Annotated in this window: 15 protein-coding genes and 1 pseudogene; 9 read left to right on the plus strand and 7 right to left on the minus strand. The window is 71.7% G+C overall.

Annotated elements, in window-relative coordinates:
* The first annotated feature begins 167 nt into the window (after nt 1-167).
* The gene (locus tag ADL25_RS45750) at nt 168-815 is read left to right on the plus strand and encodes a PadR family transcriptional regulator (protein ID WP_079050210.1); all 648 of its coding nucleotides are present in this window, start codon (nt 168-170) and stop codon (nt 813-815) included.
* 75 nt (nt 816-890) lie between these two features.
* Here the strand turns inward: ADL25_RS45750 and ADL25_RS06160 are convergent, their stop codons facing one another.
* A complete protein-coding gene (locus ADL25_RS06160) occupies nt 891-1319 on the minus strand; it encodes an SRPBCC family protein (RefSeq protein ID WP_059126606.1) in 429 nt (142 codons plus the stop codon).
* A gap of 87 nt (nt 1320-1406) precedes the next feature.
* Here ADL25_RS06160 and ADL25_RS48895 point away from each other — a divergent pair, with 87 nt between their 5' ends.
* From ADL25_RS48895 to ADL25_RS06175, 4 genes are all read left to right on the plus strand, one after another.
* Entirely contained in the window at nt 1407-1544 is a 138-nt protein-coding gene (locus ADL25_RS48895; RefSeq protein ID WP_159044893.1) for a hypothetical protein, read from the plus strand.
* A gap of 16 nt (nt 1545-1560) precedes the next feature.
* On the plus strand, nt 1561-2190 hold the full coding sequence (locus ADL25_RS06165) for a Clp protease N-terminal domain-containing protein (RefSeq protein ID WP_059126607.1): 630 nt from the start codon (nt 1561-1563) through the stop codon (nt 2188-2190).
* Nucleotides 2191-2268: 78 nt separating this feature from the next.
* Nucleotides 2269-3276 (plus strand): EamA family transporter, encoded by a 1008-nt coding sequence (locus ADL25_RS06170; RefSeq protein ID WP_059126608.1) that lies wholly within the window; start codon nt 2269-2271, stop codon nt 3274-3276.
* A 179-nt stretch (nt 3277-3455) separates the two neighbouring features.
* The gene (locus ADL25_RS06175; RefSeq protein WP_059126609.1) at nt 3456-4406 is read left to right on the plus strand and encodes a DMT family transporter; all 951 of its coding nucleotides are present in this window, start codon (nt 3456-3458) and stop codon (nt 4404-4406) included.
* 39 nt (nt 4407-4445) lie between these two features.
* On the opposite strand, the gene ADL25_RS06180 is transcribed toward ADL25_RS06175, so the two are convergent.
* Nucleotides 4446-5078: an FMN-binding negative transcriptional regulator gene (locus tag ADL25_RS06180; protein WP_059126610.1), complete on the minus strand. Its 633-nt coding sequence runs from the start codon at nt 5076-5078 to the stop codon at nt 4446-4448.
* Nucleotides 5078-5764 (minus strand): pyridoxamine 5'-phosphate oxidase family protein, encoded by a 687-nt coding sequence (locus tag ADL25_RS06185; RefSeq protein ID WP_059126611.1) that lies wholly within the window; start codon nt 5762-5764, stop codon nt 5078-5080. Before ADL25_RS06185 ends, ADL25_RS06180 begins: the two co-directional genes overlap by 1 nt.
* A 36-nt stretch (nt 5765-5800) precedes the next feature.
* Between ADL25_RS06185 and ADL25_RS06190 the strand changes: the two genes are divergently transcribed.
* Nucleotides 5801-7132, plus strand: a complete 1332-nt coding sequence (locus ADL25_RS06190) for an aminotransferase class I/II-fold pyridoxal phosphate-dependent enzyme (RefSeq protein ID WP_059126612.1) — start codon at nt 5801-5803, stop codon at nt 7130-7132.
* A 39-nt stretch (nt 7133-7171) separates the two neighbouring features.
* On the opposite strand, the gene ADL25_RS06195 is transcribed toward ADL25_RS06190, so the two are convergent.
* Complete coding sequence (locus ADL25_RS06195) at nt 7172-8158, minus strand: DMT family transporter (protein ID WP_059126613.1); 987 nt, start codon at nt 8156-8158, stop codon at nt 7172-7174.
* Between the two features lie 73 nt (nt 8159-8231).
* Between ADL25_RS06195 and ADL25_RS06200 the strand changes: the two genes are divergently transcribed.
* The gene (locus ADL25_RS06200; protein ID WP_059126614.1) at nt 8232-9140 is read left to right on the plus strand and encodes a LysR family transcriptional regulator; all 909 of its coding nucleotides are present in this window, start codon (nt 8232-8234) and stop codon (nt 9138-9140) included.
* A gap of 52 nt (nt 9141-9192) precedes the next feature.
* Here ADL25_RS06200 and ADL25_RS06205 read toward each other — a convergent pair whose 3' ends face one another.
* The gene (locus ADL25_RS06205) at nt 9193-9660 is read right to left on the minus strand and encodes a pyridoxamine 5'-phosphate oxidase family protein (protein WP_059126615.1); all 468 of its coding nucleotides are present in this window, start codon (nt 9658-9660) and stop codon (nt 9193-9195) included.
* A gap of 161 nt (nt 9661-9821) precedes the next feature.
* Between ADL25_RS06205 and ADL25_RS06210 the strand changes: the two are divergent.
* Nucleotides 9822-10489: pseudogene (locus ADL25_RS06210) on the plus strand (cysteine hydrolase).
* Here the strand turns inward: ADL25_RS06210 and ADL25_RS06215 are convergent.
* A complete protein-coding gene (locus ADL25_RS06215; protein ID WP_059126616.1) occupies nt 10482-10970 on the minus strand; it encodes a Rieske (2Fe-2S) protein in 489 nt (162 codons plus the stop codon). The pseudogene ADL25_RS06210 and the gene ADL25_RS06215 sit on opposite strands and share 8 nt — an antisense overlap.
* 396 nt (nt 10971-11366) lie before the next feature.
* Nucleotides 11367-13175, minus strand: coding sequence for a pectate lyase (locus ADL25_RS06220; protein ID WP_059126617.1), 1809 nt, complete (start codon nt 13173-13175; stop codon nt 11367-11369).
* A 360-nt stretch (nt 13176-13535) separates the two neighbouring features.
* Between ADL25_RS06220 and ADL25_RS06225 the strand changes: the two genes are divergently transcribed.
* Nucleotides 13536-15368 carry a serine hydrolase domain-containing protein gene (locus ADL25_RS06225; protein WP_059126618.1) on the plus strand — a complete coding sequence of 611 codons (1833 nt, stop codon included), beginning with the start codon at nt 13536-13538 and terminating at the stop codon, nt 15366-15368.
* The last annotated feature ends 9 nt before the right edge of the window (nt 15369-15377 follow it).

The following is a 15377-nucleotide window of genomic DNA, read 5'->3' on the forward strand; positions in this document are numbered from 1 at the left end:
CGCGCGGAGCTCCGCGTGTGGTGCTGCGGCACTGGTGGGGGTGGGTGGCGGCGGGGGGACGCCCGTCCGCGCCCCTTCGGACGGAGCGGAAGGGGTTGTCAGTCAACCCTTCTCCGATATATCGTTGACGCATCGCGACAGATCAACGAAAGAGTGGAGTGATTGCTATGCGATCCCGTGGACAGGACTTCGGATTCGAGCGGCACGGGCACCACGGCGGCCCCGGTCATCGCGCTCAGGGCGGCTTCGACGGCCGACGTGGGGCTTTCGGTCCCTTCGGACCGGGTGGGCCCGGCGGCCCGGGTTTCGGTGGCCCTGGATTCTTCGGTCCGGGTGGACCCTGGGGTGGGCGTGGCAGGGGCGGACCGAGGGGGAGGGCGCGGCGTGGCGACGTACGTGCGTCGATCCTGGCCCTGCTGAAGGACCGGCCCATGCACGGCTACGAGATGATCCAGGAGATCGGCGAGCGCAGTGGCGGGGCATGGAAGCCCAGCCCGGGGTCGGTCTACCCGACCCTGCAGCTCCTGGAGGACGAGGGGTTGATCGCCAGTGAGACGGAGGGCGGCAAGAAGCTGTTCTCGCTGACCGAGTCCGGCCGCGCCGCGGCCGACGAGGGGCCCGAGGCTCCCTGGGAAGAGGCCTCGCGCGGCATCGACTGGGATGCGCTGCAGGAGATCCGCCAGGCCGGCTTCGGTCTGATGGAGGCGTTCAGCCAGGTCTGGAAGACCGGCAACAAGGACCAGCGCGACAAGGCCCTGTCGGTCATCAACGACGCCCGCAAAAAGCTGTACCTGATCCTCGCCGACGAGGACTGACGACGGTCCCTGTTCCGATACGGCGCCCCGCGGCGGCACGGCCGCGGTGCGTCCGCTCGTCCGGACGCACCAAGGTCAGGACACCAGTGCCCCCAGCCTGCGGAGCGACTCGTCGAGTGCGGCTGTCGCCGAGTCCTTCAGCTTGCCCGCCATGAGGGAGACGGCCGCGCCGGTGAACTCGCCGTCGATGCGGACGGAGGTCGTCTCCCCGTCCGGTGTCAGGGTGTAGCGGGTGGCGACGTTCACGGCCATCGGGCCCTTGCCGCGGATGGCCAGAACGCGCCCGGGCTGCAATTCGTCGATGGTCCAGGTGACCTCGGCGGGGAAGCCTATGAGTTTCATGTTCTCCTCGAAGGTTCCGCCCACCTCCAGAACCTCGGGGCCGCCCTTCGGGAAGCTCGTGTGGGTCGCGTTCCACTCTCCGTACGCGGGCCAGTCGGTGAGCCGGGCCCACACCTTGTCGGCCGGTGCGTCGATGCGTGCCTCCGCGCTGACTTCGGCCATGCCACCACCCCTTCGTGTCGGGTGCTGCGCCGGGCGCAGCTACGGTGTCGCGGAACGTAGCGGCAGGGCCCGGAACATTCAATACTGATGAACCGTCAGAAGTGCCGGAGGGGCGTGGTCGAGGCGAGCGGTGCGGCGGTGGCGACCCTGGGAGGCGAACGGCGTGACGTCATCCGCAAGGAGGAGAACCCGCCCACTCGTGCCCACCCTGTGTCGGACGCGTAAATGCTGCCCACCGGGGATGTCCGGAGTCGACGGTGCTGATGAGGTGGTAGGCGTGTCACTGCCTCAGTCCCAGCACCCGGCCCCGGAGCGCGGCGCACACCACCCGGATCACGATCCACGGCTCGACGCCGAACTGGCCGCGGTGGTGACGGGCGCGCGCAGAAGGGCGCAGCGGGACGGCGACCGGCAGGTGGACACCGCCCATCTGCTGCACACGCTGCTGGAGTCCGATCCCGAGGTGCGCGCCGTCTTCGACGGTCCGCACGTGGCGCGGCTGCTCGGCTATCTCGTCCAGCGTGCCATCGGCTACGGCCTGCGCTGGCAGGCCTCCGTCGAGGACTCGGGGGCCGTACCGCTCCTGACCGAATCGGACGGCTGGTCACCCGCGGCGGCGGGTGCCCTGGACGCGGCGCACGGTCGCGCGATCCGGCTCGGCCGGCCGCTCGTGCGGGGCGTCGACCTGCTCGCGGCCGTCGTCGCCGAGCCCACGTCCAGGGCCGTGGAAGTCCTCGGCCGCGCGGGCGTCGACGCGGGGGCGGTGGCGGTGCGGCTGGAGGAGGCCGCGGTGCGCGAGCGTGCGGCCCGATGGGCGGAGGTAGGCGACGCCGGTCACCGGGCCGCAACCGGGTTCGACGGTCCCGGATGAGCGTGCGCGGGCGGACCGGGTCCAGTTTCTGAGACAGGTGCGTTCAGGGGTGACGCTCATGTCGCCGCCTGTCATCATGTGCCGGTGCATACGTCTCAGGGGACTCAGGGCAGCCGCGGCAGGGGAGTCGGGCTCGGACTCGCCGTCGTGTCGGCGATCGCCTTCGGTGGATCGGGTGTCGCGGCCAAACCGCTGATCGAGGCGGGGCTCGACCCGCTCCACGTGGTGTGGCTACGGGTCACGGGCGCCGCGCTCGTGATGCTGCCCCTCGCCCTGCGCCATCGCGCACTGGTGCGAACGCGGCCCGCGCTGCTCGCCGGGTTCGGTCTGCTCGCCGTGGCCGGTGTCCAGGCCTGCTACTTCGCCGCGCTCTCCCGCATACCCGTCGGTGTCGCCCTGCTCATCGAGTACCTCGCGCCCGCCCTCGTCCTCGGCTGGGTGCGCTTCGTGCAGCGGCGTCCGGTGACGCGTGCCGCGGCCGTCGGCGTGGTGCTCGCGGTCGGCGGACTCGCCTGCGTCGTGGAGGTGTGGTCGGGTCTCGGCTTCGACCTTCTCGGGCTGCTCCTCGCCCTGGGCGCCGCCTGCTGCCAGGTCGGCTACTTCGTCCTGTCCGACCCGGGCGCCGAGGGCGGTGAGGAGGCTCCCGACCCGCTCGGCGTGATCGCATACGGCCTGGTCGTCGGGGCCGCCCTGCTCACCGTCGTCGCCCGTCCCTGGAGCATGCGCTGGTCCGTCCTGACGGGCACGGCGGACATGAACGGCACCTCGGTGCCGGCCGCGCTGCTGCTGGTGTGGATCGTCCTGATCGCCACGGTCCTCGCGTATGTCACCGGGGTGGTGTCCGTGCGCCGGCTCTCGCCCCAGGTGGCCGGTGTGGTCGCCTGCCTCGAAGCGGTCATCGCGACCGTGCTGGCCTGGGTGCTGCTCGGCGAGCACCTCTCGGCACCGCAGATCATCGGCGGTGTGGTCGTCCTGGTCGGAGCGTTCACGGCCCAGTCGTCCGCGCCCGTGAAGGCATCGGCCGAGCACGTGACGGGCGCAGGCGGCGCCGAAAGGGAGTTGTCGGTGCGCGGAACGGCCGCATAGGGTGCCGGTCATGCATTCCGACGCACTCGTTCTTCCGCCTCCGGCCGCCTGAGGCGGGCTCTCCGGAATCGTGCCCGGCGGATCGCCCGGGCGGAACGGTGCTGCCCGCAGAAGAAGTCCACGGACCCCGACGCTCCGGGGTTCCTTCCCGAACTTCTGCACCTCTGCGGAGAGAACTCGTGTCGCATCCTGCCTCCGGCCTGCCCGTCGGGCGAGGCCTTGTGTATCTGATCGTCGCCGGTGCCGCCTGGGGCACCGCGGGCGCCGCCGCCTCGCTGGTCTACCGGACCAGTGACATGGGGCCGGTCGCCCTCTCCTTCTGGCGCTGCGCCACCGGGCTCGTCCTGCTGGCCGCCGTTCGCCTCGTACGTCCGCGCACCCGTGCGGCCGGGTTCGAACCGCTGCGCCGCAAGGCGCTGCGGGCCGTTGCCACCGGGGCCGGGCTCGCCGTCTTCCAGACCGCCTACTTCGGGGCCGTCTCGGCGACCGGTCTCGCCGTCGCGACCGTCGTCACCCTCGGCGCCGGTCCCGTGCTCATCGCCCTTGGCGCCCGGCTCACCATGGGGGAGCGGCTCGGCCGCGGCGGGACGACCGCCGTCGCCGGGGCGCTCGCCGGGCTCGGGGTGCTGGTGCTGGGCGGCGGGGGTACGACCGTACGTCCGTGGGGCGTGCTGCTCGCGCTCGTGTCGGCGGCCGGCTACTCCGCCATGACGCTGCTGACCCGCTGGTGGGGCCGGGACGGCGGAGCCGACGCCTTTGGCACGACCGTCTCGGCGTTCGCGGTCACCAGCCTGTGCCTGCTGCCGTTCGCCCTGATCGAGGGTCTGGTACCGCACACCGCGCAACCGGGCTCTCTCGTCTGCCTGGTGGGGTACATCGCGGCGGTGCCCACGGCACTCGCCTACGCCCTGTACTTCGCGGGCGCGTCCGTCGTACGGTCCGCGACCGTGTCCGTGATCATGCTCCTCGAGCCGGTCAGTGCGGCGGTCCTCGCCGTCGCCCTGCTGGGTGAGCGGCTCACTGCGGCCACCCTCGTCGGCACCGCGCTGATGCTCGGCTCGGTGGCGGGGCTCGCGACGGCGGAGGCCCGTCGGGCACGGGCGCCGGGTGAGGAACCCGCCTTCGTATGACGGGAGGGTGCGGGGTCCGGCGCGGACCCCGCACCCGGCTCACACCTCGCGCCTGCGCAGCAGATGCTCGCGCGCGACCCGGTCGCGTGGACCGTTGCGCGTCGCCAGCCCGTCCGCGATGCGGTCCTGGATCTCTTCGGGCTTCCGCCCGGCGTACTTGAACTTGGCCCGGACACCCGTCACTTCGAGCCGCAGGCCGCGGATGCCGGGCAGCATGCGGCCGTAGGGGGCCTCACCCACCGTCGCACGGGCGGACCCGCCTTCCGGCTGGAAGTGTTGCGTCTGGCGGTTCAGCAGTTCCGCCTTCTCTGCGGGATCGTCCACGACATGTGCGGTGCACCGCAGTTGGACCGCGGCGTAGAAGCTCGTGGGCACACCGTTCTCGGACGGGCCGTCCGGCGGGGCCTGCCAGGGGCCGGGCACGAACACATAGTCGTCGACCACGCTCAGCAGCACCTCCGGGTTCGCCTCGAGCGCGGCCCACAGCGGGTTGGGACGGGCGAGATGGCCCACCACCTCACCGCGGTCCGTGTCGTAGGCGAAATGCAGCGGCTGGACGTACGGCGGTTCGCCGGACGGGCCGTTCACGGCGAGCTGCCCGAAGTCGCGGCCGACGAGCCAGCGCTGCCACTCGCTGTCGTCCTGCGGCGCGTCCCAGGGATGGATCAGCATCACAGCACCGCCAGATAGTCCGGAAGTCCGGTGCCGGGTGCCAGACCCGGGTCGGGAACCGGTGCGCCGTACTCGGTGCGGACCGGGACGACGCCGGCCCAGTGGGGGAGCGCGAGGTCCTCGGGCTCGTCGTTGATGCCGCCGGTGCGCACCTTGGCGGAGACCTCGTCCAGGTCCAGGCGGATCACTGCGGTGGCGGCCAGTTCCTTCTTGTTGGCGGGCCGTGAGTCGTGCGAGCGGCCGGGCACGACGTGGTCCACGATCGCGTCCAGGGCGACCCGCTTCTCCTCGGGGTCGTCGACCTGGTGGGCGATGCCGTGCACCACCACGGACCGGTAGTTGATCGAGTGGTGGAACGCCGAGCGGGCCAGGACCAGCCCGTCGACATGCGTCACCGTCAGGCACACGGCGAGCCCCGGGTCGGCCTCGCCCGTCATCCGCAGGGGCCGCGAGCCGGTCGAGCCGTGGACGTAGAGGCGTTCGCCGAGGCGGCCGTACAGCGTGGGCAGGACCACCGGTGCATCCCCGCGTACGAAGCCGAGGTGGCACACATAGCCCTCGTCGAGTATCGCGTGCACCAGCTCCGTGTCGTACGACGCCCGGTCCGCGGAGCGCGTGGGGACGGTGCGATCTGTGGGTGCATAGGCGGTGGCGCGTGACGACGCCGGATCGTGGGTCCCGTGCATTTGCGTCCCCTCTTGCACTAGTGCAAAATATACTTTGTGCTAGGAGGATATCCGATCCAGGGGCGGCGTGCAGCCGAGATCGCGGCCAGCGTCGAGCATGCGGTGGGCACGGGGGAGTTGGAGCCGGGCAGGCTCCTGCCACCGCTGCGAGAGGTGGCCGTCGAACTCGGCGTGAACCCGAACACCGTCGCGGCCGCGTACCGCATCCTGCGCGAGCGGGGGGTCATCGAGACCGCCGGGCGCCGGGGCAGCCGGGTGCGGTCCGCCCCCGCCACGACGGGACGGGACCACATTCGTGTGGATGTGCCTGCGGGCGTGCGCGACGTGTCCAGCGGCAATCCGGATCCGGTGCTGCTGCCGCCGCTGGCGCCGGCGTTCGCGGCGGCCGCGGCTCGGGGGGACCGGGAGCCGGTCCTCTACGGTGACGTCGCCGTGGATCCGGAGCTGGCGCGCATCGCCCGGGCGGACCTGGACGCGGACGGGGTGCCGGACGGCCCGCCGGTCGTCGTCTCGGGATCGCTCGACGCCGTCGAGCGCGTGCTCACGGCCCATCTCAAGCCCGGGGACACCGTCGCCGTCGAGGACCCCGGTTGGGGCAGGACCCTCGACCTCGTCCCGGCACTGGGGCTGCGCACGGTTCCGGTCGGCGTCGACGACGAGGGGCCGCTCCCCGACGACGTGCGCGGTGTCCTGGAGGCCGGCGCGCGTGCCGTCATCGTCACGGACCGGGCGCAGAACCCGACGGGCGCCGCGGTGAGCGCGAGGCGGGCCCGTGCCCTGAAGTCCGTGCTGCGGGAGCATCCGCGGACCCTGCTCATCGAGGACGACCACGGTCATGGGATCGTCGACGTCCCCCTTCACCCCCTCGCCGGAGCCACCCGGCACTGGGCGTTCGTGCGCTCGGTCGCCAAGGCGTACGGGCCCGATCTCCGACTGGCCGTGCTCACCGGGGACGGCGTCACCGTCGACCGGGTCCGGGGAAGGCAGCGGCTGGGGCCGGGCTGGGTCAGCCTGCTGCTGCAACGGGCGGTCGCGCGGCTGTGGACCGACGGCTCGGTGGACCCGAGGGCCGTGGCGGCGGCGTACGGCGGACGGCGGGACGCACTGATCGACGCACTGGCGCGGCGCGGTGTCGCGGCCCACGGGCGCAGCGGGATGAATGTGTGGGTTCCCGTCCCTGACGAGACGGGTGCGGTCGCGCGGCTGCTGCACGCGGGCTGGGCCGTCGCCCCGGGTGCGCGCTTCCGGATGAATGCGGCGCCCGGTGTCAGGATCACCGTCTCGACGCTCACCGCGGAGGAGACCGGGCGCCTCGCGGACGCCGTCGCCGCCGCCCTCGGGCCCGCCCCCGTCCGGAGCTACGTGTAGTCGGCGGCGGCGCCGGAGTCCTTCCGGCGGCCGGGTGCCTTACGGAGTCGTCCGCTTCCTCGCAGCCGGCGGCCGGGCACGGTCCCGCGCGGCGGACTTCGGCCGGGCCTGGGTCAGCGCCGCGCCTGCCAGCACGACGATCGCCCCGACCGGGGTCGACCAGGTCAGCGACTCGTGGAGGATCGCGACACCTGCCGCGGCCGCGATGACGGGGATGAAGTACGTGACCATCTGCGCCGTCGTCGGGCCGACCTCGGCGACCAGGCCGTACTGGATGAGCACCGCGAGCCCTGTGCCGAGCGCGCCGAGCGCCGCGACCGCAAGCAGCGGCACGAACGGGAGGTGGCTCGGAAGTGTGGTGAACAGCGGGGTGACCACGGCGAGTTGGACGGTGGCCAGCAACAACTGCGCCCCGGTCAAGGACAGGTGGGAGTGGCCGGTGCCCGCCAGGGTCCGGCGGACGTAGATCCAGCCGACCGGGTAGCTGAGCGAGGCCAGCAGAGCCATCACCGTGCCGGTCACGTCCAGCCCCTGGAAGCCCTGCCAGGCGCCGAGCACCGTCAGCACGCCGAGGAAGCCGAGGCCGAGGCCGGCGACCCGGCGCCGCGTGGGCCGGTCCTCGGAGAGCGCGACCAGCGAAAGGACCATGCCCCACAGGGGCGAGGTCGCATTGCAGATGCCCGCGAGCGTCGACGGGATCGTCAGCTCCGCGTAGGCGAAGAGCGAGAACGGCAGCGCGTTCAGGAGGAACGCCGCCACGGTGAGGTGGCCCCAGGTCCGGGCGCCGCGTGGCAGTCGCTCGCGTTTGACGGCCATCGCCGCCGCGAGCACCGCCGTGCCGAACAGCAGTCGGCCGAACGTCACTTGGAAGGGGGCGTACCCCTGAGTGCCGACCTTGATGAACAGGAAGCTGAAGCCCCAGATCAGGGAGAGGACGGCGAAACGGATGCGCCAGTCGAGGGCCGCCCGGCGACCCGGGGGGACGGTGGTCGCGCTGTCGGCGGGTCGGGTCGCGGCGATGCTCATGACGTCACCTTGACGCACGGTACCTCGTAGCACAATCGAGAATTCGCTGTAGGCATCTCGTAGCATCACTTACATGTTGAACCTCGAGCGCCTGCGTACCCTCGACGCCCTCGCCCGGCACGGCTCGGTCAGCGGCGCGGCCGAAGGGCTGCACGTGACGACCTCGGCCGTCTCCCAGCAGCTCGCCAAGCTCGAGCGGGAGGTGGGACAGCAGCTCCTGGCGAAGAACGGGCGTGGGGTGCGGCTCACGGACGCGGGCCGACTGCTCGCCGATCACGCGGCGCGCATCCTCTCCCAGGTCGAACTCGCCCAGGCCGACCTGGAGGCACAGCGCGGTCAGGTGGCCGGCGAACTGCGCGTGTCGGCTTTTCCCACCGCCGCGCGCGGGCTGTTCCCGGCGGCGCTGGCCGCGCTGCGCGCCGGCCATCCGGCACTGCGACTGCGCTCGTGCGAGCTCGAGCCGGAGGCCGGGGTGGCCGGCGTGGTCCGGGGTGATCTCGACCTCGCGGTCGTCCTCGACTGGTACAACAAGCCGATGCCGGTCCCCGACGGACTGGTGAAGGCGGCGATCCTCGACGATCCGGCCGACGTGGCGATGCCCGTGGGCCATCGGCTCGCTGACCGGACCGAGGTGGACCTCGAGGATTTCGCCGACGACGAATGGATCACCTGGGGCGAGGGGGAGTTCTGTCACGAGTGGCTGATGTTCACCCTGCGCTCCAAGGGCGTCGAGCCGTGCATCGGACACCGTGCCGCCGAGACGCACACACAGCTCGGGCTGGTCGCCGCCGGTCTCGGTGTGTGCATCGCGCCGCTGCTCGGGCGCGATCCGATGCCGGCCGGGGTCGTCACCGTGCCGGTGCGGCAGCGGGTGCGGCGGCACGTCTACGTGGTGTGGCGGGCCGACGCCGACCGCCGCCCCTCGATTCGCGCGGCGGTGCAGGCGCTGCGGACCGCGGCGCAGGCCGTGTCGGCGGGCTGAGCGGCGCGGGAAGGCCCGGCGGGGCCGGCCGCCGAGGACCGCACCGGTCCGGCTACACGGGGCCAAGCTTGCGGAAGTCCCAGGAGACGATCTTCTGCGGCGTCAGCCGGATCCACGCGTGGCGGCCGTCGTACGGCATGTCCTCGATGCCGAAGTTCTTGCGCGCGAACAGGGTCTCCGGCACATCGAGCTCGGCACACAGCTCCCCGGTACGCGGGATCTCGCCCACGAACTCCGCGACGCCGGACAGCTCCGCGCCCCTGAGCTGCTCGTACTCCTCACCGGTGTCGATCACGACGGCGATCCGGGGGTCGCGGCGCAGTTCGGCCCAGCGCTTGCTGCGCACCACGGAGTACAGCCACAGCGAGGTGCCGTCCCAGGCGAACCACAGGGCGCTCACGTGCGGGGCGCCGTCGGCCGACACGGTCGCCACCCGGCAGGTGCGCTGGGCGCTGAGGAAGTCGTCCAGCTCACCGGGCGTCATCATGATCTTCCGGCCCCGGCGCTGAGTGTCGGCCATGCCGTCCCCCTCTTCTTCTCCCACGTCGTGCCAGAGACATCATCTGACATCACGTCAGAAAAGAATGGGGCGTACTCCACCCACCCGCAATGGTGCTTCTTCCCTCCGCACGCGGCGATCGCTACTCTCGCCGCTTCCGAGCGCCGACGACAAGGGGAGCCATGGCGTCCCGACAGCTCAGCCAGGTCCTCGACCCCCCGACCACCGTGCTGCTCACCGTGGAGTGCCAGCAGGGTGTCGTGGGCCCGGACAGCGCACTGCCCGAACTCGCCCAGCAGGCGTGCTCCTCCGGCGCGCTGGTCAACGTGGCCCGGCTGGTCGCCGCCGCGCACGAAGGCGGGGTGCAGGTGATCCACGCGATCGCCGAGCGGCGGCCCGACGGCCGGGGAGCGAATCACAACGCACGCCTCTTCCGCGCGGCGGAACGGCTTCCGGTCCAGCAGCTCTCCGGCAGCACTGCCGTGCGGGTGGCGGCGCCCATCGAGGTGCGGGAGGAGGACTTCGTCGTCCGCCGGCTGCACGCCTGTCGCCCATCGAGGGCACCGAGGTCGACTCGCTGCTGCGCAACCTGGGCTGCCGCACCCTGGTCGTCACCGGCGTGTCGGCCAACGTGGCGATCCCGAACGCCGTCTTCGACGCCGTCAACCGCGGCTACACGGCCGTCGTGCCCGCGGACGCCATCGCGGGGGTGCCCTCCGACTACACCTCCGCGATGGTCCGCAACACCCTCGCGTTGGTCGCCACGGTCGCGACCACCGACGAGGTCCTGGCCTGTCTCGGGCCGCGGCGGCGTGCGTCGCGGGCCGGAGAGGACGGCGGTGTCACGTGAGCTTGATCTCGTCCCCGGAAACGGAGATGTTCGCGGCGGCCAGCGGCTGGGTCGCCGGCCCCTTCTGCACACTTCCGTCGGTCGCCGAGAAGTGGCTGCCGTGACACGGGCAGACGATCACGCCGTTCGAGATGCCGCTCACCGCGCAGCCCTGGTGGGTGCACTTGGAGGAGAACGCCTTGAACGTGCCTGCCGCCGGCTGTGTCACCACCACTCCCTGGTCGGCGAACACCTTGCCGCCGCCCTCGGGGATGTCGGCGGTCTTCGCGAGGACGGTGCCGTCGGTGCCGGCCGCGGCGTTCTCGCCCCCGCCCGAGGTGCCGCTGCTCGCGGTGCTGTCACTCTGCGACGTGCTCGGGGCCGAGCTGTTGCCTGAGTCACCGCACGCGGTCAGCGCCGCGGCGAGCCCCGTCACACCGACCGCCGCCATGACGGTCCGGCGGGCGGGTGCCGAGCCGGGCTGAAGCGCTTCGCTGGTCATGCTGACGTTCCCTTCCACGGATGTTTCGTACCTCTGGACGGAGGTACGGCCTTTGAACAATGACCGTTCAGCCACCGTCCAGATCTTGACCGCTTCGAGATCAGGCGGGCGTGAGACACGGCTGGGGTACCGCTGTCAGAGGGACGGCGAGACCACGACCGGGGGCGGTTCACGGCTGTGCCCGGCGCGGCCGCGAGCGGTCGGGGTCATCCCGGGTCGTGAGGCCACCGCCCGGGCCGGGCCCGGACCGAGGTGAGTGCGGGCACCGGGCCGGTCGCGACGGACGGGTGCGCCCCGGCGCCTTCTCCGCACAGAAACGTCCACCCAGCTCGTCGGCGGGGTGGACGTTTCTGTGCGGGTGTCCTTCCTTCTTCGTCTGGCGGTGGCGCGACCGCCTCAGCCCGCGGGCCGCGTCACATAGCCGATCAGCTTGGCCATGTTGGCGACGTAGGCCGCCGAGCTGATGCCCAGCGGGGCCTCGCGCGGCCGGTACGGGGGCTCCGCGGGCGGATCCTGCGGGTTGTACGGCGAGGTGTCGCGGAGATCGCCGACGTTCTTGCTCATGTACGCCTTTCCGTCGTACGGCCTGCGGGTGCCCGGCCCTTCGTAGGGGTTGGTCACCGCGTCCAGCGGAGTCAGCCAGTGGTCGCGGTCGCCGAGTCCGGCGACCAGGGCGGCCGCCTCGGCGTCCGACACCACCGGCATCGGAAGAGGTGCGTCACGCAGCAGGTCCGAGAGCTGGATGTCCCGCAGGGAGAAGTACCGGGGCAGGGGGATCGGTGCACCGCCGGAGAGCGGGGACCGGGCGCGCATCGCGGCCACCTCGGCCGGTGACATGGACGCCAGCTGCTCGTATCCGGCACGCAGTCCCGCGAGGTCGATGGAGCGGCCCGCGGAGTAGTGGCTCAGGGTGTCGTGGTGGTCGTGGTCGTGGTAGTAGGCGCCGTTGCGGATGTTGGATCCGAAGCGATGCACGAAGCGTGCGCGGTTGGTGCCCAGTTCGACGAAGGTCGGGTGGGTGCGCCCGGTCAGCAGCGGGTTCTCGTCGATCTGGCGCTGCGTCAGCCGGCAGCTCTCCAGCCAGTCGAGCGCTTCCGGGACCCGGCCGAGGTATCTGTGGTCTCCGGTCAGCCGGAAGTAGTGGAACAACTGCTGGACGTTGGTCTGGGTGGTGTGCGTCGTGAGCGCGCGGGGTTCGTAGGAGCGTGCGCCCGCGGGTGCTCCTGCGGGCCTGTCGTGCTTGGACCGGGACAGATGCTGCAGTCCCCAGCCGGCCTGCGGACCGGGCTGCTGCATCCGGCGCAGGCACTCCATCGCCCTGTGGACGGGACCGATCAGATCGTGCCGGCCCAGCGCGGAGACGCACATCAGCAGGAACTTGATGTTCTCGCCGAGCACATCGTCGTTGAAGGTGACGTGCTGGGTGTACTCGCCGTCCTCCATCCCGTGCGTCACGTCGCCGGGGAGCCACGGGGGCCGCCGCTCGGGCCACGGCGTCCTGCTGACCGAGCCGTGGTGAGCGGGATAGCGCTGCGGCCAGCCGCCGTCGGCCGCACCCCCGCCGAACTGGGCGGCCAGCACGAAGCCGATCGCGCGGTCCAGGGCGCGCTCGAACCGCCGATCGCCGCGCTCCACGTAGAGCCGCAGGATCAGCTGGGCGGCGGCGGACGTGCCCGCGTCGTCGAAGGTGGCGTTGCCGTAGTAGTGCTGGAACTCCTCCAGGCGCCAGCCGTTCGCGCCGATGGTCGCGTACCAGTCCCTGAGGGACTTCTCGCCGGCGAAGTCATGGATGTAGTTCCAGCCGCCGACCGGCAGTTGGGCGTCCACGAGGGCGAGACCGGTGCGCTCCGCGGCCCGGTAGAACACCTCCTCGCCGGTGGCGTGGTAGGCGTCGAGCATGCTGTGCCCGACGGACGGGGTACCGGGCGGCTGGACCCAGCACATGGTGCGCTTGGCCTCCATCTCGCCCCAGGTCACCGACAGATCCGGCAGATAGTTCCAGACGTAACCGCCCCGGTAGGAGACGGTGCCGTCCATGTACGTGGCCGCTCTGCTCATCGCGCGGATCGTCCCGGTCCGCTGATCGGTACCGGTCGGGGCCGCGGCGGTCGACGCCGAGGCCGCTCCCGGGTGGGTCACGGCGGGCAGGGCGATCAGCGGGGTGACGGCGAGTCGGCTGAACGTGCGGCGGCTCAGGTTCTCCACGAAGTGCCTTCCTCACGTATGCGTAGTCCGGAAGGTGCGTGCGGCTTCGGAGGCACAGCGGCTGCACCCGCTGTCCTGCCGGCGTCGCGGGATCGCCCGGTCCACCGACATGAACTCGGGCGCTGTATTGCCTCGGTGGACGGTAATGAGTGTGTCAACGCCGGACAAGTATGTGGACGACATTTTGATAGAAGAACTCTTTGGCCGAGGTCGGTCCGTCCTGTGGAGAGCCCGGGGATCGGCGCTTCGGTGCTGCGGCAGGCAACCCGCCCGTGACGCACGGGGATTGACAGGGTGCGAGTTCCGGAAGGAAAGTTTCAGACCGCAGTGGTCGGAGTGAAAACTTCTTTCGGAGGTCCGATGGAGCAGGTGGAACGGCCCGGAGAGTCCGGCGGTCCCGGTCGGGGCCCACTCAGCCGGCGCCGGTTCGGGGCGGGGGTGCTGTCCTTCGGCGGTGCGCTGGTGGTCGCCCCGCTGGGAACCGGGTCCGCCGCGGCGGACGACAGCGGCCGTGCGGCGAACGCGCCGCTTCGGCCGGCCGGACACGGGACGACTCTGCGACACGGTTCCGCCGCACGGGCCGGACTGCTTGCGGAGCACGTCGACGAGGTCACCGCCGTGGCCGAGCGGTACCTCGGGCCGTCGCCCAGGCATCCGTACTGGGCCGGCGCCGTGGTGCTCGCCGGACGTGGGGGAACGGTCGCCCTGGAGAAGGCCGTCGGCAAGGCCGTGCGGTACCAGGACTACGACTCCGCGACCGACACCGCCGTCGAGTTCCCGCCCGACCAGCAGATCGACGCGACGCCCGACACGGTGTACGACCTGGCCTCGCTGTCGAAACTGTTCACCTCGCTCGTCGCCGTGCAGCTCATCGAGTGCGGCCGCATCGAGCTGGAGGCGCCCGTCGCGCGCTATGTGCCGGAGTACGCGGGGGGCGGCAAGCAGGACATCACCGTCCGGCAGTTGCTCACCCACACCTCGGGGCTCCAGGCCGACATCGCCTTCTACAAGTTCGGCAGCCGGCAGGAGATGCTTCAGGCGCTGTGGGACGAGAAGCCGGTCAACCCGCCCGGGACCGTCTATCTGTACTCCGACCTCAGCATGATCTCCCTCCAGCAGGTCCTCGAGCGGGTCACCGGCAAGCCGCTCGACAGACTGGTCGCCGAGGGGATCACCGGGCCGCTGGGCATGACCGCGACCCGGTACAACCCGCCCGCCTCCTGGAAGCCGCGCATCGCGGCCACCGAGGTGGCACGGCTGCCCTGGTCGGGTCTCGACCGGGGACTGGTGTGGGGCGAGGTGCACGACGAGAACGCCTACGCGTTCGACGGCGTCGCCGGTCACGCGGGCGTCTTCTCCCGGGCCTGGGACATGGCCGTGCTCGCGCGGACCCTGCTCAACGGCGGTGTGTACGGCGGTGTGCGCATCCTGAGCGAGAAGTCGGTGGACCTGATGTTCTCCGACTTCAACACCGCCTTCCCCGGTGACGACCACGGCCTGGGCTTCGAGCTCTATCAGCACTGGTACATGGGCGCGATGGCCACCCCGAGTACCGGGGGGCACACGGGCTTCACCGGGACCAGCATCGTCCTCGACCCCACGACGGACTCCTTCCTCGTCATCATGGGCAACTCCGTTCACCCGGTGCGCACCTGGCGGTCCGGCTCGGCGCCTCGCGTGGCCGCGGGCGACCGGTTCGCGAGGGCCGTTCCGGTGCGACCCGCCCACGGCGGCACGGCGTGGTTCGGCGGCATGGCGAGCGCGACCACCGCCACGCTGGCCCTGCCCGCGCTGGACACCTCGGCCGGGGCACGGCTCGCCTGCGATCTGTGGTGGGACACCGAGCCCGGCTCCGACGCGTTGCGCGCCGAGACGTCCACCGACGGCGGCGCGACCTGGCAGCCGCTGACCTTCACCACCCGGGCGCCCGGCGGCGCCGGGCCGGTGACCCACGACGACGGAGCCGTGACCGGCTACAACGGCCGGGTGTGGCACGCACTCGACGCCGTGCTCCCCGCCGATGCATCCCTGCTCGTGCGCTGGCGCTACACGACCGACTCGCTCTATGTGGGGCGCGGGGTGTACGTCGGGGCGCTGAAGGTCCGGTCCGCACGCGCGCTGCTGTACTCCGACGCCCGTCCCGGCGACAACTCCCGGGTGCAGTCGGTCGGCTGGACACGCGAGCAGGACTGAGCCGGGAAC

The sequence above is a fragment of the Streptomyces sp. NRRL F-5122 genome (assembly GCF_001507435.1).
In the GTDB taxonomy this organism is placed as follows: Bacteria; Actinomycetota; Actinomycetes; order Streptomycetales; family Streptomycetaceae; genus Streptomyces; species Streptomyces lannensis.